Source organism: Marinobacter sp. F3R11 (assembly GCF_003318275.1).
Lineage (GTDB): Bacteria > Pseudomonadota > Gammaproteobacteria > Pseudomonadales > Oleiphilaceae > Marinobacter.
On the sequence record NZ_QOCH01000009.1, the window covers coordinates 1 to 22,833 of the forward strand.

22 protein-coding genes are annotated in these 22,833 nt (G+C 54.2%); 14 read left to right on the top strand and 8 right to left on the bottom strand.

The genetic code is table 11. The features are described from left to right. Positions 1-48 precede the first annotated feature (48 nt). A complete protein-coding gene (gene tyrS, locus DS878_RS02740; RefSeq protein WP_113814418.1) occupies positions 49-1,251 on the bottom strand; it encodes a tyrosine--tRNA ligase in 1,203 nt (400 codons plus the stop codon). A gap of 301 nt (positions 1,252-1,552) precedes the next feature. Here tyrS and DS878_RS02745 point away from each other — a divergent pair, with 301 nt between their 5' ends. Continuing rightward, positions 1,553-2,938, top strand: coding sequence for a peptidoglycan DD-metalloendopeptidase family protein (locus tag DS878_RS02745; protein ID WP_113814419.1), 1,386 nt, complete (start codon positions 1,553-1,555; stop codon positions 2,936-2,938). A gap of 6 nt (positions 2,939-2,944) precedes the next feature. Continuing rightward, positions 2,945-4,042 (top strand): anhydro-N-acetylmuramic acid kinase, encoded by a 1,098-nt coding sequence (locus tag DS878_RS02750; RefSeq protein WP_113814420.1) that lies wholly within the window; start codon positions 2,945-2,947, stop codon positions 4,040-4,042. A 39-nt stretch (positions 4,043-4,081) separates the two neighbouring features. Here the strand turns inward: DS878_RS02750 and erpA are convergent, their stop codons facing one another. From erpA to argC, 4 genes are all read right to left on the bottom strand, one after another. Further along, positions 4,082-4,414, bottom strand: coding sequence for an iron-sulfur cluster insertion protein ErpA (gene erpA / locus DS878_RS02755; protein ID WP_187298730.1), 333 nt, complete (start codon positions 4,412-4,414; stop codon positions 4,082-4,084). 89 nt (positions 4,415-4,503) lie between these two features. Next, positions 4,504-4,983, bottom strand: a complete 480-nt coding sequence (locus DS878_RS02760; protein ID WP_113814422.1) for a polymer-forming cytoskeletal protein — start codon at positions 4,981-4,983, stop codon at positions 4,504-4,506. Between the two features lie 2 nt (positions 4,984-4,985). After that, positions 4,986-5,726, bottom strand: coding sequence for a DUF6776 family protein (locus DS878_RS02765; RefSeq protein WP_113814423.1), 741 nt, complete (start codon positions 5,724-5,726; stop codon positions 4,986-4,988). A 9-nt stretch (positions 5,727-5,735) separates the two neighbouring features. After that, positions 5,736-6,773, bottom strand: coding sequence for an N-acetyl-gamma-glutamyl-phosphate reductase (argC, locus tag DS878_RS02770; RefSeq protein WP_113814424.1), 1,038 nt, complete (start codon positions 6,771-6,773; stop codon positions 5,736-5,738). 154 nt (positions 6,774-6,927) lie between these two features. Between argC and DS878_RS02775 the strand changes: the two genes are divergently transcribed. The 5 genes from DS878_RS02775 to hemL are packed head-to-tail and all read left to right on the top strand — an operon-like array spanning position 6,928 to position 11,881. Next, positions 6,928-8,703: a chloride channel protein gene (locus DS878_RS02775; protein ID WP_113814425.1), complete on the top strand. Its 1,776-nt coding sequence runs from the start codon at positions 6,928-6,930 to the stop codon at positions 8,701-8,703. A 3-nt stretch (positions 8,704-8,706) separates the two neighbouring features. Next, positions 8,707-9,129: a protoporphyrinogen oxidase HemJ gene (gene hemJ / locus DS878_RS02780; protein ID WP_113814426.1), complete on the top strand. Its 423-nt coding sequence runs from the start codon at positions 8,707-8,709 to the stop codon at positions 9,127-9,129. A 12-nt stretch (positions 9,130-9,141) separates the two neighbouring features. Continuing rightward, positions 9,142-9,930: a hydroxymethylpyrimidine/phosphomethylpyrimidine kinase gene (locus DS878_RS02785; protein WP_410003450.1), complete on the top strand. Its 789-nt coding sequence runs from the start codon at positions 9,142-9,144 to the stop codon at positions 9,928-9,930. Further along, positions 9,918-10,604 (top strand): thiamine phosphate synthase, encoded by a 687-nt coding sequence (thiE, locus tag DS878_RS02790; RefSeq protein ID WP_113814428.1) that lies wholly within the window; start codon positions 9,918-9,920, stop codon positions 10,602-10,604. The genes DS878_RS02785 and thiE overlap by 13 nt, the downstream gene beginning before the upstream one ends. After that, complete coding sequence (gene hemL, locus DS878_RS02795) at positions 10,601-11,881, top strand: glutamate-1-semialdehyde 2,1-aminomutase (RefSeq protein ID WP_113814429.1); 1,281 nt, start codon at positions 10,601-10,603, stop codon at positions 11,879-11,881. Before thiE ends, hemL begins: the two co-directional genes overlap by 4 nt. Positions 11,882-11,995: 114 nt before the next feature. Here hemL and DS878_RS02800 read toward each other — a convergent pair whose 3' ends face one another. After that, a complete protein-coding gene (locus tag DS878_RS02800; protein WP_113814430.1) occupies positions 11,996-12,568 on the bottom strand; it encodes a tetratricopeptide repeat protein in 573 nt (190 codons plus the stop codon). Beyond that, the gene (mrcB, locus tag DS878_RS02805) at positions 12,565-14,895 is read right to left on the bottom strand and encodes a penicillin-binding protein 1B (protein WP_113814431.1); all 2,331 of its coding nucleotides are present in this window, start codon (positions 14,893-14,895) and stop codon (positions 12,565-12,567) included. The genes DS878_RS02800 and mrcB overlap by 4 nt, the downstream gene beginning before the upstream one ends. Before the next feature lie 120 nt (positions 14,896-15,015). Between mrcB and DS878_RS02810 the strand changes: the two genes are divergently transcribed. The 3 genes from DS878_RS02810 to DS878_RS02820 are packed head-to-tail and all read left to right on the top strand — an operon-like array spanning position 15,016 to position 17,382. Next, complete coding sequence (locus DS878_RS02810) at positions 15,016-16,593, top strand: AAA family ATPase (RefSeq protein ID WP_113814432.1); 1,578 nt, start codon at positions 15,016-15,018, stop codon at positions 16,591-16,593. A 49-nt stretch (positions 16,594-16,642) separates the two neighbouring features. Then, positions 16,643-16,999: a pentapeptide repeat-containing protein gene (locus DS878_RS02815; RefSeq protein ID WP_113814433.1), complete on the top strand. Its 357-nt coding sequence runs from the start codon at positions 16,643-16,645 to the stop codon at positions 16,997-16,999. Next, positions 16,996-17,382 carry a Rieske (2Fe-2S) protein gene (locus DS878_RS02820; protein WP_113814434.1) on the top strand — a complete coding sequence of 129 codons (387 nt, stop codon included), beginning with the start codon at positions 16,996-16,998 and terminating at the stop codon, positions 17,380-17,382. Before DS878_RS02815 ends, DS878_RS02820 begins: the two co-directional genes overlap by 4 nt. Here the strand turns inward: DS878_RS02820 and sfsA are convergent. Further along, positions 17,366-18,097: a DNA/RNA nuclease SfsA gene (gene sfsA, locus DS878_RS02825; RefSeq protein ID WP_113814435.1), complete on the bottom strand. Its 732-nt coding sequence runs from the start codon at positions 18,095-18,097 to the stop codon at positions 17,366-17,368. The genes DS878_RS02820 and sfsA overlap by 17 nt on opposite strands. A gap of 181 nt (positions 18,098-18,278) precedes the next feature. On the opposite strand from sfsA, the gene dksA reads away from it, so the two are divergent. From dksA to DS878_RS02840, 4 genes are all read left to right on the top strand, one after another. Beyond that, positions 18,279-18,710 carry an RNA polymerase-binding protein DksA gene (gene dksA / locus DS878_RS02830; protein ID WP_113814436.1) on the top strand — a complete coding sequence of 144 codons (432 nt, stop codon included), beginning with the start codon at positions 18,279-18,281 and terminating at the stop codon, positions 18,708-18,710. Between the two features lie 63 nt (positions 18,711-18,773). Continuing rightward, complete coding sequence (gene gluQRS, locus DS878_RS02835; RefSeq protein WP_113814437.1) at positions 18,774-19,649, top strand: tRNA glutamyl-Q(34) synthetase GluQRS; 876 nt, start codon at positions 18,774-18,776, stop codon at positions 19,647-19,649. Between the two features lie 50 nt (positions 19,650-19,699). Further along, positions 19,700-19,876: a hypothetical protein gene (locus DS878_RS15455; protein ID WP_179397250.1), complete on the top strand. Its 177-nt coding sequence runs from the start codon at positions 19,700-19,702 to the stop codon at positions 19,874-19,876. After that, positions 19,866-22,829: an ATP-binding protein gene (locus DS878_RS02840; protein WP_113814438.1), complete on the top strand. Its 2,964-nt coding sequence runs from the start codon at positions 19,866-19,868 to the stop codon at positions 22,827-22,829. The genes DS878_RS15455 and DS878_RS02840 overlap by 11 nt, the downstream gene beginning before the upstream one ends. Positions 22,830-22,833 lie beyond the last annotated feature (4 nt).

A 22,833-nucleotide genomic window follows, 5' to 3' on the forward strand; every position in this document is an offset into this window, starting at 1 on the left:
ATCTGTCAACGGCCATTTTGGAAAAAACTAAAAATGACCTTAAATCGCTCAAGCAGTGATCAAAACCCGGGCGATTTTCTTCTTTCCAGCCTGAATTACGCAACTGTCACCCTCTACGAACACCCGATCGCCATCGAACTGCTGACCATCCACAAAAACAGCACCACGCCCGAGGACGTCCCGGGCTGCAGCTCCATTTTTAACAAGACCCGCCAACCGCAACACCGAAGCCATCAACATCTCTGACTGACCATCCAGCGAAACCTCAACCAGAGGCACGTTTTCCGGAATCTCGCCAAGCGCAACCCGGTTACCCGCAGACTTATGCGCCGATTTCGCAGCGTCTTCATCGTGAAAACGGGTAATAATCTCTTCCGCCAATAACTTTTTGTAGTCCTGGGGATTAGCTCCGCCTTCAACTGCTTCCCGGAACTCACTTACTTCCGCCATAGGACGGAAACTCAAAAGCTCGAAATAGCGCCACAACAACTCATCCGGTACGGACAGAAGCTTGGTATACATCTCACCCGGAGAATCGTTAACACCAATATAGTTACCGAGAGACTTGGACATTTTCTGCACGCCATCCAAACCTTCGAGAATCGGCATTGTCAGTACAGCCTGGGGGCGCTGACCATAATGTTTTTGTAAAATACGACCCATCAGGAGATTGAATTTCTGATCCGTCCCCCCCAGCTCAACATCAGCCTCCAACGCAACAGAGTCGTAACCCTGTATCAGAGGATACAGAAACTCATGAATGGCAATCGGCTGCTCGGAGCGGTACCGTTTGGTAAAGTCGTCCCGCTCCAGCATCCTTGCTACCGTATACTGACCAGCCAGACGAATCATGTCCGCCGCTGTCATTTTCCCCATCCATTCTGAATTGAAAACAACCCGGGTTTTTTCCCGGTCCAGAATCTTGAATACCTGCTCTTTATAGGTAACTGCATTCTGAGCCACCTGCTCATCCGTCAGCGGCGGCCGGGTAGCACTCTTACCAGTGGGATCGCCAATCTTCCCTGTAAAGTCTCCGATCAGAAAAATCACCTCATGACCGAGATCCTGAAACTGACGCAACTTGTTGATGAGAACAGTGTGCCCAAGATGGAGATCAGGAGCAGTAGGGTCGAAACCTGCCTTAACCCGGAGAGGACGACCTTCCTTCAGTTTTGCTACCAGATCACCTTCCGGAATCAGCTCGTCTGCGCCTCGCTTGATAATAGCCAGGGCTTCATCAATAGGTACCATGAATTACTTGTCCCCAATCAGTTTCACAAAATTATCTGTTACAGACATCTACAAAAGAAATCTGTGAGTTACCCGGCGCCCTGCTAAGGTGTAAGTGCTCAGTTTTTAAACAAATCCTGAAAAGCGGGCCGGCGCATTATATCAATGACGCCACAAGAAATCCGGCGGACAGTACAACAACCGTAATGTTCTTCGCTGTTCCACATGCTTTTTATGCGGTAATCTGTTGATCTGTACCTGAACCACAGCTTTAATTAGGTCGTTCAACCTGCCGGAATACCGATTAAAACGGATGCGATACGTGCTTAAAATGTTCCCGAAAACCCATATTACTATCGCTGCGACTGCGACTGTTGTAGTGACTGCTGCTATTTTGATGAGCCCCAGCGCAGATGTTGAAGCGAATCGGATGTCTTATTCTCTCGATCTGGAACAAGGCAGCGCATCGGAAATTATTTCCAAAACACCGCAGCAAGAGCCCACTGAATCAGTAGGGCAAACCATTACTGCTGCCACCGACCCGATGGATTCCCCGCCCGAAGCCAGCAACCTTGTTGAGACCGAGCCAAAGCCGAGCATGGAATGGCAAACTTTCTCCATAAAGCCCGGTGACACCCTGTCTTCTCTCTTCAAAAAAGCAGGGTTCAATGATGGCATTATGCTGTCTGTTATCCACGGCAAGGGCGAAGCTGACAAATTGCAACGCCTTTATGCCGGCGAAACCATCCGGTTCGCCACCGATGGCGAGGGCGAACTTGTCGCAATTGAGCTTCAGCGCAGCTTGCTGGAATCATTGGAAATTGTTAAGCAGGAAGGGTCATTTGAAGGCCAGACAAAGCTAAGGGAGCCGGTTTCCAAGCCTGCATTTGCGTCAGGTACAATCGAAGGTTCGCTCTATCTTGCTGCCCGAGAAGCAGGTCTGGACGACCGTTTGACGATGGAGTTAGCCGGAATTTTCGGCTGGGATATCGATTTTGTCTATGATGTCCGGAAAGGCGATCAATTTGAAGTAGTCTATGAAGAGCTATATCTGGACGGGGAAAAGTTCAGCACTGGCCGTATTCTTTCAGCCCGTTTTATAAACCGGGGCGAGGAAAATATCGCTCTTCTTTATACCGACAGCAACGGCGACACTGATTACTACACCCCTGAAGGAAAAAGTATGCGCAAAGCTTTTTTGCGCACTCCTATAAGTGCCCGGGTATCTTCACCATTTAACCTTCAACGCCGCCATCCCGTCCTTGACGTTGTCCGTCCTCACGAAGGCACAGACTATGCAGCGCCCCCCGGCACACCAATCAAAGCAGCCGGCAATGGCAGAGTTCAGTTTGCCGGATGGAAAGGCGGATATGGTCGCACGGTCGTCCTCAAACATGGCGACAACATAACAACGCTCTACGCGCACATGAGTAAAATAGGCAAAAACATGAAGAACGGTGTGAGGGTCAAGCAGGGCGACACTCTCGGCTATGTTGGCTCGTCCGGCATGGTCACCGGGCCTCATCTGCATTATGAATTCCGGGTCAACGGCTCTCCGCGTAATTCCAGAACAGTAAAGCTTCCGGACGCCCAGCCTATTCCAGCTGCTGAAATGGCAAGGTTCAAGAAGTTTACCGAGCAGCAGGTTGCGCAGTTTGAAGCATTCAGAAGCAACTATCAGCACCTTGCTTTAGCTTCGGAAGACTAAAGCTCAATGGATACCTGGATAGGACTTATGTCCGGCACCAGCATGGACGGCATTGACGCTGTGCTGGTGTCCTTTCAGGGCAAAACTGTCCGCATCCATGAAACATATTCCACTCCCTATCCCGAAGAGCTGCGCCAGCGCCTGCTGCTTGCAAGCCAGAATCACGCGACACCAGACGAGGTAGGCGAGCTTGATACGCTGACTGGCTGGCTTTTCGCGGAGACTGCAGAACATCTGATACAAAACAGCAGCATAGACCGCTCTTCCATTCGAGCGATCGGTAGCCACGGACAGACCTTGCGGCACCAGCCTTCAGGGCCGGGCCACTTCTCTCTTCAAGTGGGCAGCCCGGCCACCATTGCAGAAAAGACCGGCATCACAACTGTAGGTGATTTTCGCAGCAGGGATATGGCTGCAGGCGGCCAGGGCGCCCCTCTGGTCCCGGCATTCCATAAGCACTTCTTTGGCTCGGGCACCGAAGACAGATGCATCCTGAATCTCGGTGGCATCGCAAATATAACCTGGATTCCATCCAACCCCGACAATCCGGTAACAGGATTTGACACGGGACCTGCAAATGCTTTGATAGATGCCTGGTGTCAAGACCAGACCGGCCGACTCTACGATGAAGACGGCCGCTGGGCGCAAGAGGGAATTGTCGATCAAGTCCTACTTAACGACATGCTTTCTGATGCATACTTCGACCGACCACCACCCAAAAGCACGGGAAAAGAGAAGTTCAATCTTGACTGGGTAAAAACTGTAGTGCAACGCCACGGCAAGCCCCGGCCAGAAGATGTGCAGCGCACATTACTGCAACTGTCGGTGATAACGGCAGTCCGGCAAATGCCACAATCACCAGCCATGACCGTCTACGCTTGCGGGGGAGGAACTCGAAACCGGCTACTGATGAAGGAGCTGGCCCTGGCGCTTGGCCCTATCCGTTTGCTTGATACCGGTGAACTGGGGATTGACCCTCAATGGGTAGAGCCAACAGCGTTTGCATGGCTTGCCCGGCAAACAATGGAGCGCAAGCCGGGGAATCTGGCAGAAGTAACCGGAGCCAAGGGCCCAAGGATACTTGGCGCAATCTATCCTGCCTGAACCAGCAACTCTTTGCAGAGCTACCAGTTTTCAATAACCTCAGATCGAAAATGAACTTCCACAGCCACAAGTGGAGCTGGCATTGGGATTCTGCACCACAAACTGAGAGCCCTGAAGGCCCTCCTGATAATCGATGGTAGCCCCTACCAGGTACTGATAGCTCATCGGATCTACCAGAAGAATCGCGCCGTCCCGTTCCACAACCGTATCTTCTTCATCCTGACTCTCATCGAATGAGAACCCATACTGAAACCCGGAACAGCCACCCCCCGTGACATACACGCGCAGCCTGAGTTCGGGATTCCCCTCTTCCTCAACCAACTCGCGTACTTTGTGGGCCGCACTTTCACTGAAAAACAGCGGTGCTGCCATTTGCTGCTGAACTACACTCAAGTTCGCCTCCGGATTACCTGATACAACTATAATATAGGGATTATGGTATTCCTGAGTAAAACAATCAACTATTCGGATTTCCCACCGGAATTTTCCGCCAGCTCGATTACTTCGTCGTCAGGTTTATCGCCATTTGAACTAATGGCCGACGCTTTAACCTGCGTCAACAGTCCTGAAGGTTCGCGTTGATGAACAAGATTGCCATTTACTGACGACCCCATGGCCATCTGGATAAGGTTATAGTAAACACTGCCATTGATAGCTGCTTTCTCTGCCAGTTCAAGATGAGCAAATGCATAGACATCGCCATGAACTGTGCCGTTGATAATGACATGTGGAGCAGAAATATCGCCGGTAATCTCCCCCACCTCCGAAACGCGTAAGACCGCATCACTACCTTCCTCAGCCAACACCTTGCCGCGAATATGGCCATCGACATGCAAGCCACCAGAGAAATGCACATCTCCTTCTATGGTCGTCCGCGATGAAATCAATGTGTCAAAGTTGCCAGTGGGCAGGCGGGGTTTCTGTTTTTTCTTGCCAAGCATTTCTAATTCTCCGTTAAATCGCCCCAGTTGAATGTGCGTTCAGCCTGCGAGGACTTGCGTCCTTCAGCCTGAGCAACCACCTGCACCTCAAGTGGTTCGAAATCATCAGGCAGAGCCAGTTTACCTTCCACGTCCTGAAAATACCGAAACCGGAATTTCACTCCAAGATCCTGAATTTCCTGAGACAAATCACGCAGTGCAATAACTTCTTTCTGGTCGTCACGCATACCGATTACGTTGACAGCCACAACACCCGAAATATAACTCTTGTTATTGCCAACCTGCGTCAGCACCAGCTTGAAACTATAAACACCGGCCTGACGATCGCTGGCGAGCGAAAAACGATCCACCTGCAACCCTTTACTTGTTTCAGATGGAGCCATGATATTTTTATAGAAAGTCAGATCAGATTGCAGAGCGCTTATACGGGTCTCAAGATCTACAATCGTCTTCCGGGCCTGCTTCAGCGCCTGCTCATCCATAAGCTGGCCCCGTTCGAGATTAACCAGCTGCTGCCGTGCTTCGCGATAGCTGGCTTCCAGAGTCGCGGTTTTGTCTTCCAGTCGTGCGCTGGACTTTTCAGCACTGGTGAAGCGAAAACCACCTTGCGCCATGCCCGCCGCATATCCCCCTGCCGCAGCGACCACTACAAAGACCAACAGAATCAACGACCGTTTTAACCTGTCTCCCGGCCGGTGGCGGACAACCACATATTCTTCGGCCGGTTTGCGTTGTTCGCTCACTAACGCTCCTCAGGGTAGCAATGCAGGCGCTTCAAGACCCAACGTTTCTTTGAGACCCAGCATGATATTCATGTTCTGAACAGCCTGGCCCGCTGCACCTTTAACCAGATTATCTATAACCGAGGAGATGATAACAATATTGCTCTGCTCCTGACGGTGCAGTGCCATACGGCACAAGTTTGCTCCCCGCACACTCCGGGTTTCCGGATGGCTGCCGGAAGGCATCACATCAACAAACGGCTCATCCTGATATCGTTCTTCAAACAACTGTTGCAGCCGGTCGAAATCAGCGGGATTCTTCAGCTCCGCGTACAGCGTTGCTTCTATGCCGCGAATCATTGGTACAAGATGCGGAACAAAAGTAATGCCCGTCGCTGTACCTGCAGCAGCAGACAAACCCTGCCGGATTTCAGGCAAATGGCGATGGCCTGAGGCGCCATAGGCCTTGAAGCTTTCACTCACCTCACCGTATAGCATGCCGATTTTGGCCTGCCGACCTGCTCCGCTGGCCCCGGATTTTGCATCAGCAATCAATCGGGACGGATCTACCAGCCCATGCTCCAACAGAGGCAGAAAGCCAAGCTGGACTGCCGTCGGGTAACATCCCGGATTGGCAACCAATTGCGCGCTGGCAATCTCATCACGCACAACCTCTGGCAATCCGTATACCGCCTTTGCAACCCATTCGGGGGATTCATGGGGCATTCCGTACCACTCAGCCCAAACTTCAAGATCCTTCAGACGGAAATCTGCAGACAGATCGACTACCCGCACGCCGGAGGCCATCAGTTCAGGGATCATACGCATGGCAACGCCGTGTGGTGTCGCAAAAAACACCAGATCACACTGCGCCAGAACATTAGGGTCCGGCTCCGAAAAGGCGAGGTCGAAATGTCCGCGAAGATTCGGGTACATCTCGGCCACGGGCAGGCCGGCCTCTGATCGTGAGGTAATACAACTCACCGTAACTTCAGGGTGAACGGCGAGAATTCTGAGCAGCTCGACTCCGGTATACCCGGTGCCGCCAACGATACCTACTTTAATCAACTTGCTCTCCAGCGACGTTGTATAAGGACTTGAAAGTTAATCTCTTATACTATCATGATAAACCAACGACTTATTGCAGCTTACAGGGCGACAGTTACAATGTTGTCAGAAACCCTCTGGCAGGCCACCCTCTTGTTCCGGAACACCGGCACCCATGAATAAATTCTGGCATCAGCTTGGTGAAAAACTGATCACCGCGTTCCCGCGTAGATTTTCCGGTGTTGATTCATTACCTCAACTAGCCGTCCTCGGCCTGTTATCGGGGCTGATTACCGGCGCGGTGATTCTGATTTTCCGCCTTGCCATAGAGTGGCCGCTGGAATACATCCTGCCGGGCGAAGGGTCTGAAGCCTTTGAGAGTCTCGACATCCTTACCCGGGGGCTGCTGCCTCTGGCCGGGGCTCTGGGTCTCGGTCTGCTACTGCATCGTCTGACAACCCACGACCGGAAAGTCGGAGTTGCTCACGTTATGGAGCGACTGAACTACCACCAGGGTTACATCACGATGAAAAGTGCTGTAATCCAGTTCATTGTTGGTGTCACAACCGTCGTTACAGGACAATCCGCCGGCCGCGAAGGGCCCGCAGTGCATCTGGGGGCTGCGTTTTCAAGCCTGATGGGCCAGTGGATGCGGCTCCCAAACAACAGCATCCGGACACTTGTAGCCTGCGGCTGTGCTGCGGCCATTTCCGCATCGTTCAACACGCCGATTTCCGGGGTTATTTTCGCCATGGAAGTGGTGATGATGGAATATACTATTGCAGGTTTCACGCCCATCATTCTTGCAGCTGTCAGCGCGGCTATCGTAACCCAGGCTGTATACGGATCTGAGCCCGCGTTCAGCGTCCCTGCTCTGACCATGAACTCACTGCTGGAAATACCCTGGATTCTGGTCATCGCCATCGTGATTGGAATTGCAGCGGCACTTTTCATTTACCTGGTCGACTCCATGGGGCGTTTCAATGACCGACCTGTTTTGCTGCGCGTTATCATTGCCGGTGTACTGATGGTCCCCGCCGCAGTTCTGGTGCCCGAAACCATGGGAATTGGTTACGATACGGTCAATGAAACCATAAACGGTGAGCTTGGCTTCTGGCTGCTGCTGAGTGCAGGGGCAGCCAAACTTGTGATCACAGCCCTGACTGTTGGATTAGGCATGCCAAGCAGCATTATCGGGCCAACACTGTTTATGGGAGCCACGCTTGGTGGGGCCATGGGGCTCATAGGTGCCGGGATCATACCTGGCCATGCCTCATCTGTTGGCTTTTACGCCATGCTCGGGATGGGCGCCATGATGGGTGCGGTACTGCAAGCCCCGCTGGCAGCGCTTATGGCGTTGATGGAACTAACCCGCAATCCGCATATCATTCTTCCTGGCATGCTTATTATTACGACTTCCACCCTCATCACGAGCGAGGCCTTTGGACAGAAATCATTGTTCCTCACGGTGCTGAAAAGCCAGGGGTTGAGTTATCAAAGCTCGCCGGTTATCCAGGCATTGCGCCGGGTATCTGTGGCAGCGATCATGGACAAGAGCATCCTGCGCATCGAAAGACATCTGACAACCGAAGAAGCCCGAAAAGCCTTGAAAGCCGAGCCCAAGTGGCTGGTGGTTGAAGGTAGCAACGGTCCCACTGCCCTGCTACCCGCAGTTGATCTGGCTCGGTATCTGGAAGACCAGGGTGAGGTGACGGCAGGCAAGGATGAGGAACAGCCAAAATCCATTGATCTGATGGAGATCCCGGCTAACCGCCGTGATATTGCACCGGTACAATATCAGGCCACTCTTGAAGAAGCGCTACAGGAATTCGAGACCACCAGTGCCGAAGCTCTGTATGTACAACGCCATGTGGCACCAATGATTCAACGGATTTATGGAATTGTGCTGAAATCCGATATCGAAAGCTATTACCAATACCGACGGAGCTGATCAATGCTATGGGTTAAAGCCTTTCACATAATTTCTCTGGTGTGCTGGTTTGCGGGCATTTTTTACCTGCCCCGACTGTTTGTATACCATGCAGCCTGCGAAGATAAGCCCGGGCGCGAACGCTTCAAAATCATGGAGAGGAAACTCTACCGGGGCATTACCACTCCATCGATGATTGCCACTGTGATATTTGGCACATGGCTGCTCAGCTATAACGTTTCAGGCTATTTCAGTCAGGGCTGGCTACATGCAAAGCTGGTCCTGGTGGCTCTACTGATCATTTATCACTTTTATTGCGGCCATCTGGTCAAGGTGTTTCGCGACGATCTGAACACCCGCAGCCATGTCTTCTATCGCTGGTTCAATGAACTACCTGTATTCGTTCTGCTGGCCGTTGTTATCCTCGCTGTCGTTAAACCTTTTTAGGGAGTTCTAGCCATTAAACACTACACCCGCCCTCAGGTACTTGTTCTTTCCGGCCTGGACCCTTCCGGCGGCGCCGGCATTCAGGCAGACATTCAGGCAATCACTTCACTGGGGTGCCACCCGTTACCGGTGCTTACCTGCCTGACAGTTCAGGACACCCGCAATGTTTACGCTGCCGAAGCCGTCGACCCGGAACTGATCCGTGAACAACTCCGGTGCCTCTCAGAAGATGCGCCCATACACGCTGTCAAAAGTGGTGCTCTTGGTAATGCCGCGGTAGTCGATGTGTTTGTGGAGTTTCTTGAAAACCACCCAGATATCCCGGTTATCACCGACCCGGTAGTCAAGGCAGCGGGAGGTGGCGACCTTGCAGATGATGACCTGCTTTCCGCCATGAAAAAGCGGTTGTTTCCACTGGCAGAGATGATAACCCCCAATGGCATAGAACTGGCCCTGCTGGGAGAGAGTGACAACCCAGACGCAGCGGCACGCAGGCTAATTGAGAACGGCTGTACATCGGTGCTTGCAACCGGAGGCCACGGAACCGGTCTTAGCATAACCAACACACTTTACACTCATTCACCCACCCCGATGTCGTGGGACATAGAGCGTATCGGCGGTGAGTATCACGGGACTGGCTGCACGCTCGCAGCAGCAATCGCTGCCGGGCGGGCTCAGGGGTTATCACCCCGTGCCGCAATTTCCCAGGCTCAGAACTACGTGCACCGTACGATCCTGCACGCACTTGAGGTCGGCAGAGGCCAGCCGGTTCCGGACCGGGGCATTTTGTGGGAACGATAAAAACCCGTGTGCCGACGGGGCTTTACGCAATCACCGACAGCAAACTTACACCTCCGGAGACACTGATTGAGTTAGTGGAGGCGGCGATTCTGGGCGGTGCAGTAATGGTACAATACCGTGAAAAGTCCGCGCCGATGGCAGAACGCCTGACACAAGCCAGAAATCTGCAATCGGCATGCTTTGTAGCTGGAGTACCACTACTTATTAACGATGATGCCTCGCTTGCAAAACGGGTGGGTGCTGCTGGCGTTCATCTTGGCCAGTCAGATGGATCTGCCTCTGAGGCGCGCCGCCTGCTTGGTGATGACGCCATCATTGGCATTACCTGCCATGCAGACCTGACGCTGGCGAAGGCCGCCATGGAAGCAGGCGCCGATTACCTGGCCTTTGGCCGTTTTTTCAAGTCATCAACCAAACCCGAAGCCCCAGCTGCTACAACCGACATACTGGCGCAAGCGAAATGCTTCAACCGGCCAGTTACCGCTATAGGCGGCATCACCACCAAAAATGGTGAACAGCTGATCCAGGCCGGTGCTGATCTGCTAGCGGTTGTTGGCGGGCTTTTCGGAGATAGCCCCGAAGCCACAAAGCAAAAGGCAGAAACATTTCAGAGGCTGTTTATCAGCCATCACCCACTCTTTTCTACCCCCGATAACAGGAGCTCTCAAAAATGACGCACTCCGAAACCCTGTTCGAGCAGGCTCAGAAGTATATCCCAGGCGGCGTAAACTCCCCCGTTCGCGCATTCCGTGGTGTGGGCGGCACCCCGATCTTTTTTAACCACGCCCAGGGCGCTTATCTGTATGACGAAGACGGCAAAAAGTATATAGATTACATCGGTTCCTGGGGCCCCATGATTCTTGGCCACTCGGAGCAGCGCATCAAAGATGCACTGCACGCTCAGGTTGACCTCGGCGTCGGCTATGGCGCACCTACCTCAATCGAAACCGATATGGCACGCAAGGTCTGCGAACTGGTACCGTCGATTGATCTGGTCCGTATGGTGAACTCCGGTACAGAAGCCACCATGAGCGCCATTCGTCTTGCCCGCGGCTTCACAGGGCGAGACAAGATCGTCAAATTTGAAGGCTGTTATCACGGCCACGCGGATTCTCTGCTGGTAAAAGCTGGCTCCGGGGCTCTGACCCTGGGCGTACCCAACTCGCCCGGTGTCCCCGCCAGCCTTGCCGAACTCACATTAACTCTGGACTTCAACGATATTGAAGGCGTTCGCAAGACCTTCAGCAAAATCGGTGATCAGATTGCCGCTATTATCGTAGAGCCGATTGCAGGCAACATGAACTGTATTCCTCCGGTTCCTGGTTTCCTGGAAGGACTACGGGAAGTCTGCGATGAGTATGGAACCGTGCTGATTTTCGATGAAGTAATGACCGGTTTCCGGGTATCTCTGGGTGGGGCTCAGGGCCTGTACGGAGTGACCCCGGACCTGACAGCACTGGGCAAAGTTATCGGTGGCGGCTTACCCGTTGGTGCTTTCGGTGGCAAACGGGAAATCATGGAACACATTGCTCCCCTTGGCCCGGTGTACCAGGCGGGCACATTGAGCGGAAACCCCCTGGCGATGTGCGCCGGCCTCGCAACCTTAAACGCCATCTCTGAGCCAGGTTTCCACGATCGTCTGGCACAAAAGACGCTTGCGGTCCGTGATGGCCTCAAGGCCGCTGCTGATGCAACGGGCATCCCCCTCACTGTTCAGGGTGCAGGGGCCATGTTCGGTTTCTTCTTTACAGACGAACCCAGTGTCACGTGCTTTGACCAGGTAATGAAGTGCGACGTGGAACGCTTCAAGAAGTTCTTCCAGGGCATGCTTAAAGAGGGTGTTTACCTTGCCCCCTCCGCATTTGAGGCCGGCTTCACCAGCGCAGCACTGACCGATGAGGATATTGCCGATACGATCAAGGCAGCAAAAAAAGTAATGGCGACCCTCTAGCAACTATTCGTTTCAAAAAGGTCTGGAGGTCTGGCCGCCAGACACCGCTATGCAGGCGTCACTATTCCCTGCCCGGATGCATCTCCGGGCAGGGACATGCAGTTCTCTTATCAATTACAGGGCCGAAGCTCGCTCTTCTGCCTGATCAGCTCCCGCCAGGTTACCCCGGGCCCGACGTATATCCGCCAGCAACAACCAACCCGCACGCTGCAGCCGGATATCATTCCCAGCCAGCGACAACCCCTTTAGCGTAAATTGCTCTGCCGGCCCGAGTTTGTTACCTGCCACATAGGCTTCCGACAGCTTGAAGTAGACTTCCGCTGATCTGGGCGCGATGCGTTGGGCACGCTCGAGGCGAGCAATAGCACCCTCGGCGTTGCCACTGCTCAACAGCCCGTCGGCCTCACGAACCAGGCTCAGGGCTGCAGGTGACAGCTCATCGCCGGCGTCGCGATAGCTCGGCTTGGTGCTACGCGGAGTCTGTTCCGGCTCCCGGATTTCCGGTTGTTCGCTTTTACGCCAGATCTGCGGCTCTTCATTATCCTCCGCAGTACGTGGCGGCTCCAGCGCGTCGGGTGCGCCACCATCTGCCGGCACATAAATAGAGCCGCCGGGACCAGAGGCGCATCCGGCCAGGCTCAGCAACGCGACCAACATGCCTGCATGAAAAATACCTTGCCTATTCATTGGAACAATCCTTCAAACCAGCCTCGAATTTTCCGCTCAAGGGTACCAGAGCAAGACACTTTCTTTGTCGGCTCACTACCCGATATAAACGGCAGAAGGCGTGCATTATCGCAATACTCATCGGTTAATGCCTGCATTTCAGGATCTACCCAGTAATAATTCACACCATCAGGAACCACTGGTGAAAAGCCATGCTGGGGAACCTGGGCCATGAAGCGGGCCCATACGGGCAGTGCCCCGGAGGCCCCGGTTAAAGCTGTGGGCCCATTGTCGTCACGCCCTACCCAGGCCACCGCCAGCAAGTCACCACTGAACCCGGCAAACCAGGAATCTCGGCCATCATCGGTTGTTCCTGTTTTTCCAGCGAGCGTCAGCTCTTTTGGAACCGTGTAATAAGCCGAACGCCCAGTACCTTCCTGCATGGTTTCCTGCATTGCGTACTGCAGTAAATGCACAGCGGCCGGGTCTGCAACCTGATCCACTTCCAGGCTGTAGCGCGAAAGCGCCTTGCCATCGGAGTCTGTCACTTCCCGGATTGTACGCAGCGGCGTATTAAATCCGGAGGTGGCCAATCCCTGATAGATCTGGGCGACAGTCACAGGACTCATGGCAACCGACCCAAGCAGCATGGAAGGGTATTCGGAAATAGGTGTAACCACACCGAAGTCTCGCAAGGTCTTGCGAACAGCAGGAACGCCAACATCCAGACCTACCCTCACTGCCGGCAGGTTGTATGAACGTGAAAGAGCACGATGCAGAGGAACCTCACCCCTTTCTTTACCATCATAGTTTTTGGGTTCCCACCGCCGGCCATCATCAAATTCCAGAGCGAAGGACTTGTCGAGCACCGGAGTCATCAGGGTGTAGCGCTCCGGCTGCTCCAGCGCGGTCAGGTATGTAAAAGGCTTGATCAGGGAGCCGATCGGACGGTGTGCGTCCAAAGCCCGGTTGAACCCCGCAAACTGAGGGTCTTTCCCACCAACAAGCGCCAGGACTTCACCGGTATCTTTAGACGTTACGACAAGAGTCGCCTCAAGAGCTTTAGCCGCATCGCCACCGGCCAGGCGTGGCACTGTATCCGTTATGGCGTATTCGGCAGCATACTGAATTGCCGGATCAAGGGTAGTAAATATGCGCAGCCCCTCGCTACGCAAATCCTCTTCTTTGTAATCCCGCGCAAGGTGGCGCCGGACGAGATCAATGTATGCCGGATAGCGGTTTTCCGAGTACGACGGCTTTGCACTGACCCCCAGCGATAAACCACGGGCACGGGCCGCTTTCGCCGAGTCAATGAGGCCCGCCTCTTCCATCTCACTGATCACCAGATTCCGGCGCTGGGTGGCCCGGTCCGGGTGCCTGCGCGGATTATAGTAACTTGGCCCTTTGACCATACCCACAAGGAGAGCAATCTGATGTACATCCAGATCTCTCAGTGACTCGCCAAAATAAAACTGGCTGGCAAGCCCGAACCCGTTAATACTCCGGGTCCCCGCCTGCCCAAGGTACACCTCGTTCAGATAGGTCTCCAGAATGTCGTCTTTCTCGTAATGCAGCTCGAGCAGAATCGACATCAAAGCTTCATTCCCCTTTCGCAACAGGGTCTGATCCCGGGTAAGCAGGAAATTCTTTACCAGCTGCTGGGTCAGGGTACTACCGCCCTGAACGATCTGCCCGGCACGCAAATTCGCCAGCATGGCTCTGCCAATAGACATTGGAGCGATCCCGAAGTGATCGTAAAAGTTCCTGTCTTCTACCGCTATCAGTGCATCCGGTAGCAGTGAGGGAACCTCATCAAGGCGCACAAGAATACGGTCTTCTTTGTGGGCAGGATAAATTCCGCCAATGCGGGCCGGCTCCAGGCGCACAATCGCGGCGTCATCTCCGGCTGATACCGAAAAGTCGTGAACCCTGTCGCCATAGATGTTCAGCGAAAGCTTCCGCCGGGGTTCATCCCCATCAGGAAAACGGAATCCCCGGGTACTGATAATAAAGTGCCCGCCATTGCGACGATAACTACCGGGTTTCACGCCATCGCCTTTGCGATAACCAGATAGCGCCAGCTCCCGCTCCAATGCTCCGGAACTCACACCTGCGCCGTCATAAAGCTCCATAGGCCGGGCATAAACCCGCGACGGCACCTCGAACCGCCGTCCTTCGAACCGGTCAGTAACGACTGCATCGAGATAAACCATCCAGCCAGCCAGCAACACCAGCCCAATGGCGGACACACGAAAGAACATTTTCCAGAACCAGGAGCTACGCCCTTTCCGGCTGCTTTTGCTTCGGGATTTTCTATTTGGCTTCGAGGAGGATCGGTTTTTTTTCATGGCTGGATTATAACGAAGCCTGCACAACATAAGGCAGGCCAACTATGTGTTATTTCTGTAACCTGCCCGTTATGATAGGACAATAGAAATCAATGAGTTCAGGGAAGCGAGGAGCGCACCGTGAGTGAAACATCCCCAGGCAAACTGTTACTGGCACTGCAGAACCCCGAACTGTACAACCATCCGGTTGACGGATTCCAGGTTATAGAAACTCACATTTCTCAGGTAATTCTGACCGGTCAATATGCCTATAAAATCAAAAAACCCATGGATTTCGGGTTCCTTGACTTCTCCACTCTGGAGCGCCGCAGGCACTTCTGCGAAGAAGAACTGCGCCTGAACCGGCGCCTGGCAGAACCGCTTTACCTGGAGGTGCTCCCCATAACCGGCACCCCGGAGCAACCGGTCATCGGCGGCGAAGGAGAACCGTTTGAATACGCACTGAAAATGCGCCAGTTCCGTCAGGACCAACTCTTTGATCACCTGCAGGAAACCGGCACCCTGAAGCCGGAACTTCTATCCAGCCTCGCACGGCAGGTAGCAGCTTTCCACGACAGCCTGGAGCCGGTAGCAGACGACAAACCGCTGGGCACGCCCGAAGCCGTGTATGCTGCCATGCAGGAGAACTTCGACCAGATACGGCCGATGCTCGGCGACGAGGAACTACTGGACCAGCTCGATAACCTTGAAGCCTGGACACAAACTACCTTTGAGCGCCAACGGGAATTGATCGCCAAACGCCGTGCAGATGGTCTGGTTCGGGAATGCCATGGTGACCTGCACCTGGCAAACATCACGGTTTACGATGGCAAGGTCACAATTTTCGACTGCATCGAATTCAACGAGCCCTTCCGCTGGATCGACGTCATTAACGATCTGGCATTTCTGTTAATGGATCTGGAATCCCGAGGGGAACCAGCTCTGGCAAACCTGGTTCTGAACACCTACCTGGAATACCGCGATGATTTCGAAGCCCTGCCCTTGCTGCCGCTCTACAAGGCCTACCGGGCTTTGGTGCGAGCCAAGGTTGTGCTTTTCACTCTGGCCAACCCATCCCTGAGCGAAGACGAAAAAACGGCTCTCATGCAGCGATATCGCGATTATGCCCAGTTAGCCGAAAATTACAGCAACATCCCGAATCCTTATCTGCTCGCTACAGTGGGACTGTCTGCCAGTGGCAAAACCTGCGTAAGCGCCGCCCTTTCCCGCGAGCTTGGCCTCATCCGCCTGCGCTCTGACGTTGAACGTAAACGTCTGCATGGCCTGGCGCCGCTGGAAGATAGCCGCTCACCTGCCGGGGGAAACCTGTACTCCGCCGAAGCCAATGAAAAAACCTATGAGCGTCTCGCAAAACTTGCGGGTGAACTGCTCGCTTCAGGCTTTCCGGTAATTGTCGATGCGGCCTGTCTGAAAGAGCGAGAGCGCACAATGCTTACCTCTGTCGCTGAAAACCTGGGAACGCCCTTTGCCCTGATTCACTGCGAAGCGCCAGAAGAACTGCGAAAAGAGTGGGTACGCAACCGCAAAGGCGATGCCTCGGAAGCAACTGTGGAATTGCTGGACATCCAGAAAGACTGGTTCGAGCCCCTGACAGACAATGAGAACAGCTACACCGTTCACCTGCACACAGATCAGGAACATGTTGCAGAAGCTGTTGCAGACAGAATCCGGCAGCACTTCGGCCTGCCTACAAGATAAACGGGCGATATGCCTGAAAAACCGGAACAGAACATCATAAGGATCGATCATGGAAACCGATGCCGTTCGACATATCAAAGACCCGCTCTATGAAACAGTCCGCAAGGAAGACATCGCTGCATTCAACGCGCAAAAATCAACGCGAACCGACCTCCCCAGCTTTGCCCATGGAGACTTCAGAGGGCTGGATCTAAGAGGACTGGACGCTCACGGGCTGGACCTGAGCCACGCTTATTTTCGGGGCGCGGATCTCAGGGGTATAGATTTCAGCCATGCAATTATGGAAGGTGCCAGCATTGCCGGCGCGAAGATTTCCGGATGTTTCTTCCCGGGCAGGCTAAAGGCCGATGAGATCGTTATGTCCCTGAACCACGGCACACGAATGCGATACAGCGCAGACATATGACAGGCAGACAAACCAGCCAGTGGCAGCCGGTCTGTAACAGGACATCCTTGCTGGCAGGCCAGTTCATTGAGTTTTCACTGGCTGGCGCCGGATCCGGCGTAACGAAGAGTGCTGACACTCTGCCACAGAGGGGGTTTGTGTTTCTGGATGGCACCACCCCCAGGGCCTACCTGAATCAGTGCCCTCACACAGGCATTGAACTGAACTGGATGCCGGGCCGGTTTATGGACACGGACAACCTGTTCATTCAGTGCTCAACGCACGGAGCTCTGTTCAAACCCGGAGACGGTGAGTGCATCGCAGGACCCTGTCAGGGTGATGCTCTCACCACGCTGGACGTACGGGAAAACGGAGAGATGCTGGAAGTCAGACTTCCAGAATAACCGGCACGGCCTCAACAAGCTCCATTTCGCCGGATGGACTGCCGTCTTCGTTAGCCAGGTTTGCACGATAAGCTATAACCTCAACCCCCGCATCACACGCTTGCCGCAATAACTGGCCGTATTGCGGGTCAATATGATCCGCAGGCCGGACAGTTTCGATCCCGGTATGGTTCACCACGAAAAACAACACCGCACGATCACCGTGCGCAACCTGAGCCATCAGTTCTCGTATATGTTTCTGTCCACGGGTTGTCACCGCATCCGGAAAGAAGCCCTGGCCGTTTTCCTCAAGTGTCACATTCTTCACTTCCACCCAGGCATCCGGCTCTGTCTCATGTCCGGAAAGTAACAGATCGATCCGGCTTTTTTCCTCGCCGTACTTCACTTCCGGGCGACAATGACTGTACCCGGTCAATTCGCGGATACGGCCAGCCTCAATTGCCTCTCGGGCCTGCGCGTTCGGTCTGGCCGTATTTATACAGGCGAGTGTCCCGGGCGCCGTTTCAACAAGTTCCCATGTATAGGGCAACTTACGCGCCGGGTTATCGCTGCGACTCAGCCACACCCTCGCGTTGGGTGGCTGACATCCCAGCATAGAGCCGGTATTCGGGCAATGGGCCGTTACTTCAGTGCCGTCGGGCAACCGGACATCCGCCAGAAAGCGTTTATAACGCCGGATAAGACGCCCTTCAATCAGGGGCTGAGGGAACTTCATAGGCTCTCCAAATGCGAAGTAGGTGTCACAGGGCTGGCACCACCGTAACTAATCTGCTATTTTCCGCCAAATCCCGTTTCAGGACGATTGCTTTATCCAAACTATTGATCGCGCCGCAGCGGGGGCTGGCGCGCAGGGAAGCAGAACGTCCTTGTGAAGTGTAAAAAAGAGGCCGGGTTATATGGCAAATACATCAAACGAAAGTTTCACCAACTTCACCCCTTATGAAATGAAGAAGGGTGAAGACTACATGAGTGCCGACATGCGGGAGCACTTCAAAGAGTTGCTGCGGCAATGGAAACAGGAGCTCATGGAAGAAGTGGACCGCACAATGCATCACATGCAGGAAGATGCGGCAAACTACGCGGATCCAAGTGATCGTGCAACCCAGGAAGAAGAGTTCAGCCTGGAACTGCGCACCCGCGACCGCGAACGCAAGCTGATCAAGAAAATCGATCAGACCGTCGAGCGCATCGACAAAGATGACTACGGTTATTGTGACCAATGCGGTGTTGAGATCGGAATCCGCCGCCTGGAAGCACGACCGACTGCCACACTGTGCATTGATTGCAAAACCCTGGCCGAAATTCGCGAGCGCCAGACTGGTATCTGAAGCGACAAGCGCGATCTGGCCGGCGATGCCCTTAAAGGCACTGCCGGTCAGCCAACCCTATTCATGAACGATCTTCATAACTACCGGGGTCGTTTTGCGCCCTCACCAACCGGCCCGCTTCATTTCGGCTCACTGGTTACGGCCCTGGCCAGTTATCTGGAAGCAAAATCTCTCGGCGGGCAGTGGCTGATCCGTATTGAGGACATCGACCCCCTTCGGGAACCTCCAGCAGCCACAAGCCAGATCCTGAACAGCCTTGATGTTCACGGGCTGTTTCCCGATGCACCCGTGCTCTTCCAATCCCGGCGCCATGGCGCCTACCACGCAGCGATCGAACACCTGCTGAGCAAAGGTCTGGCGTATCGCTGCAGTTGTTCGCGCAAACAGCTGCAGGCCAATCATGGCCGACACCCCCAACACTGCAGAGAGGTGGACGCTGTAACTCCCGGCCAGCCCTTCGCCATACGTTTTGCCCTCCATGATGAGCAGTGTTACTGGCAGGATCAATTACTGGGTCCCCAGCATCAGATTGTCCGCGCGGAAATCGACGACCCGGTCATTTTGCGCAAGGAGGGGTTTTTCGCCTACCAGCTTGCCGTAGTGGTAGATGACATAGAGCAAGGTATTACGGATGTAGTTCGCGGCTCAGACCTGCTGGACATGACGGCACAGCAACTACAGATCTACCAGGCTCTGGAGGCAACGCCACCACGATGGCTTCACATTCCTGTAATTGTTAATGATCAGGGACAAAAACTATCGAAACAAAATCACGCCCCGGCACTGAACGACCATACCCCCGTAGAAAATCTGTTTAACGCATTGAACGCCCTGCATCAGAAACCACCTGATTCATTGCTTGGCGGATCTGTGGAAAATCTGCTGAAGTGGGCCTGCGAACACTGGGAGCGCGATGCCATTCACCTGACATCCCGGTAACAGTCATGGTATAAAGCCTTTCACAAACTTCAGCGCGGATCCTATGCCTGATGTATATCTACCGTCTGGTTTTTCTACTGGTTCTGGCCATCTACATCTTCTCACCAAATATTCTCGATTGGTGGACTTCACCCGGGAATGCCTGGTACAGCCCTTTTGTAGTTTGGGCTGGCCTCATAGCCATCGGATTCTGGCTGGAATGGCGGCGGGACCCTGATGAGTTTTAGTGCCTCAGGACTGCTGCTCGCCAATCTGCTCTACCTAGTCCTTTTGTTCGGCATAGCCTGGGTAACAGAGCGTGGAGTAGTCCCCCGCCACTGGGTACGCCACCCGCTGGTATACACCCTTAGCCTTGGCGTGTATGCGGGCATCTGGGCAGTTTATGCGGCTGTTGGCATGGCCGCCGAATCCGGGTACGGCTTTCTTGCTTATTACCTCGGTATCAGCGGCGCCTTCCTGCTGGCCCCGGTTCTGCTCAACCCAATCATGAGAATAGGCAGGGCCTACCAACTCACCTCGCTGGCAGACCTGTTCGCTTACCGGTATCGCAGCCAGTGGGCAGGTACGCTTGTCACCTTATGCTCCGGTTGTGCCATCCTCGCCTTGCTGAGCATGCAGATACAGGCGGTATCCACATCTGCCAGCATCCTCGCTCCGGATACGTCCCCGCAACTGATCAGCGTGATGTTCAGCCTGACGGTAGTGTTGTTCGCCATGCTGTTTGGCGCCCGCCGTAATCAGGATGCCGAAAGCCACCCGGGGCTGGTACTTGCTATTGCCTTTGATTCGCTCGTTAAACTTGTTGCCCTCCTGGTTATTGGCGGCGTCGTTCTTTTCAGCGTGTTTGGCGGCATGAGCGAACTGGAAGTCTGGCTGGCCAACAACACCACCCCAGCCACCACCATGTCACTTAGCGTTGATGACGGCAGCTGGCGTGCCCTTATGCTGATGTCATTTGCCGGTGCGCTGGTACTACCGCACATGTACCACATGACGTTCAGTGAAACACCGTCACCTAAAGCCCTCGCAAAAGCCAGCTGGGGCCTCCCCCTTTACCTTTTGCTGCTGGGAATCCCCATACCGTTGATTCTGTGGGGTGGTCAGGCCCTCGGAGTTGCGACCGGTCCGAACTTCTACACGCTCGGCATTGCCCAGGCACTGGAAAGCCCCGCACTCACTTTACTGATGTATATAGCCGGCCTTTCGGCTGCCAGTGGCCTGATGATTGTCAGTACCCTGGCACTCGCCGGAATGGTACTGAACCATGTGGTGCTGCCACTGCGAACACCAAAAGACCAGGGAGATATTTATCACTGGCTGCAATGGATCAAACGCCTGCTGATTGCAGCGATTATCCTTCTGGCGCTGCTGTTTCATGAAACTCTCGGCAAGAATCTGGATCTTTCCATTCTCGGGGCAATTTCACTTTCCGGAACGCTACAGTTGTTGCCAGGGGCCCTTGGGGTTATTTACTGGCCGGAAGGCAACCGCCGAGGACTGATTGCCGGGCTGATTGCCGGGCTGATAATCTGGGCGATAACGCTGGTACTGCCTTTCTCACATACAGCCAATCTGCTGGAGTGGCTGAACGCGCCACTTATTCCGGATTACAGCAACTGGCACATATTTACGTTTGTCAGCCTCACAGCAAACGTCACCGTCTTTGCTCTGATATCCGCCCTCAGCGCAAGCACTAACGAAGAGACAAGCGCCGCCCAGGCTTGCACCCTGGGCGCACTTTCACGCCCTCAGCGGCGGGAACTGCTTGCGAGCTCTTCCGCTGATTTTATACGCCGGATGTCCGAACCCCTTGGCCATGAAGTTGCGAAACGGGAAGTGGAGCGAGCTCTCGGACAACTGAAACTTCCCAATGTTGAGTATCGTCCCTATCAGCTGCGACGACTTCGTGATCAGGTCGAAATCAACCTCTCGGGCCTGCTTGGGCCGTCGGTGGCCCGCGACATGGTCAAACGCCACCTTGGCTTCAAACCTATAACCCGTGGCGGTACCGCTCAGGATATCCGCTATGTCGAACGAGCACTGGGCGATTACCAGAATCGTCTTACCGGTCTCGCGGGCGAGCTCGACAACCTTCGCCGGCACTACCGTCAAACGCTGCAGAACCTGCCAATTCCTGCCTGTTCAGTGGGTGAGGATGGCGAGATACTTATGTGGAACCATGCCATTGAAGCGCTCACGGGGATCACAGCCGATGATGTTGTAGGTGCACGTTTGATGGCCCTGCCAGATCACTGGCACCACCTGCTGGATGATTTCAACAGCGGCGAAGACCTGCACCGATATAAACACCGGCTGGATCTCAAAGGAAAGCCCCACTGGCTGAACCTGCACAAAGCAGCCCTCAGCGGGCCAGACCATCCCGACGGTGGCAGCATCATCCTGGTGGAAGACCAGACTGAAATCCGCTTGCTGGAAGATGAACTGATGCACAGCGAGCGCCTGGCCTCGGTCGGGCGACTGGCTGCAGGCGTCGCCCATGAAATCGGCAACCCCGTAACCGGCATTTCGTCTCTGGCACAGAATCTCAAGCTGGAAACCGACAACCCGGACATTCTTGATACCGCAAGCCAGATTCAGCAACAGACCCGGCGCATATCAACCATCCTGCAGTCGTTAATGAACTTCGCTCGCACTGGCAACCATGCCCAGGCCAACCGGTACGAACCAGTAAACGTTCGTCGATGCGTGGAGGAATCCATCAATCTGCTATCCCTGGGCGACAGAGTGCCCGGCATCCATTACATCAACGACTGCCCTGAAACACTTCAGATACTGGGCGATGAGCAACGGCTTGTGCAGGTTTTCGTAAACCTGCTGGCTAACGCCCGGGACGCCTCCCCCGAGGGGGGAGTGATCCGGGTCACTGGCATGGATGACGGCTACTCAGCTATCATCGAAGTCGTTGACCAGGGATCGGGAATACCGGTAGATCAGCTTGACCATATTTTCGAGCCCTTCTACACCACCAAGGCAACCAACAAGGGCACCGGCCTGGGCTTGTCACTGGTATACAGCATTATTGAAGAGCATTACGGCAACATTCAGGTTGAAAGCCCTGCCGACCCGGCAACCGGGCTCGGCACCCGCATACGACTGAAGCTGCCAGCTTATGAGCCGGAGAAAGACAACTCCGCCAACCGCCCGAATGAAAGGTTCTGAAACT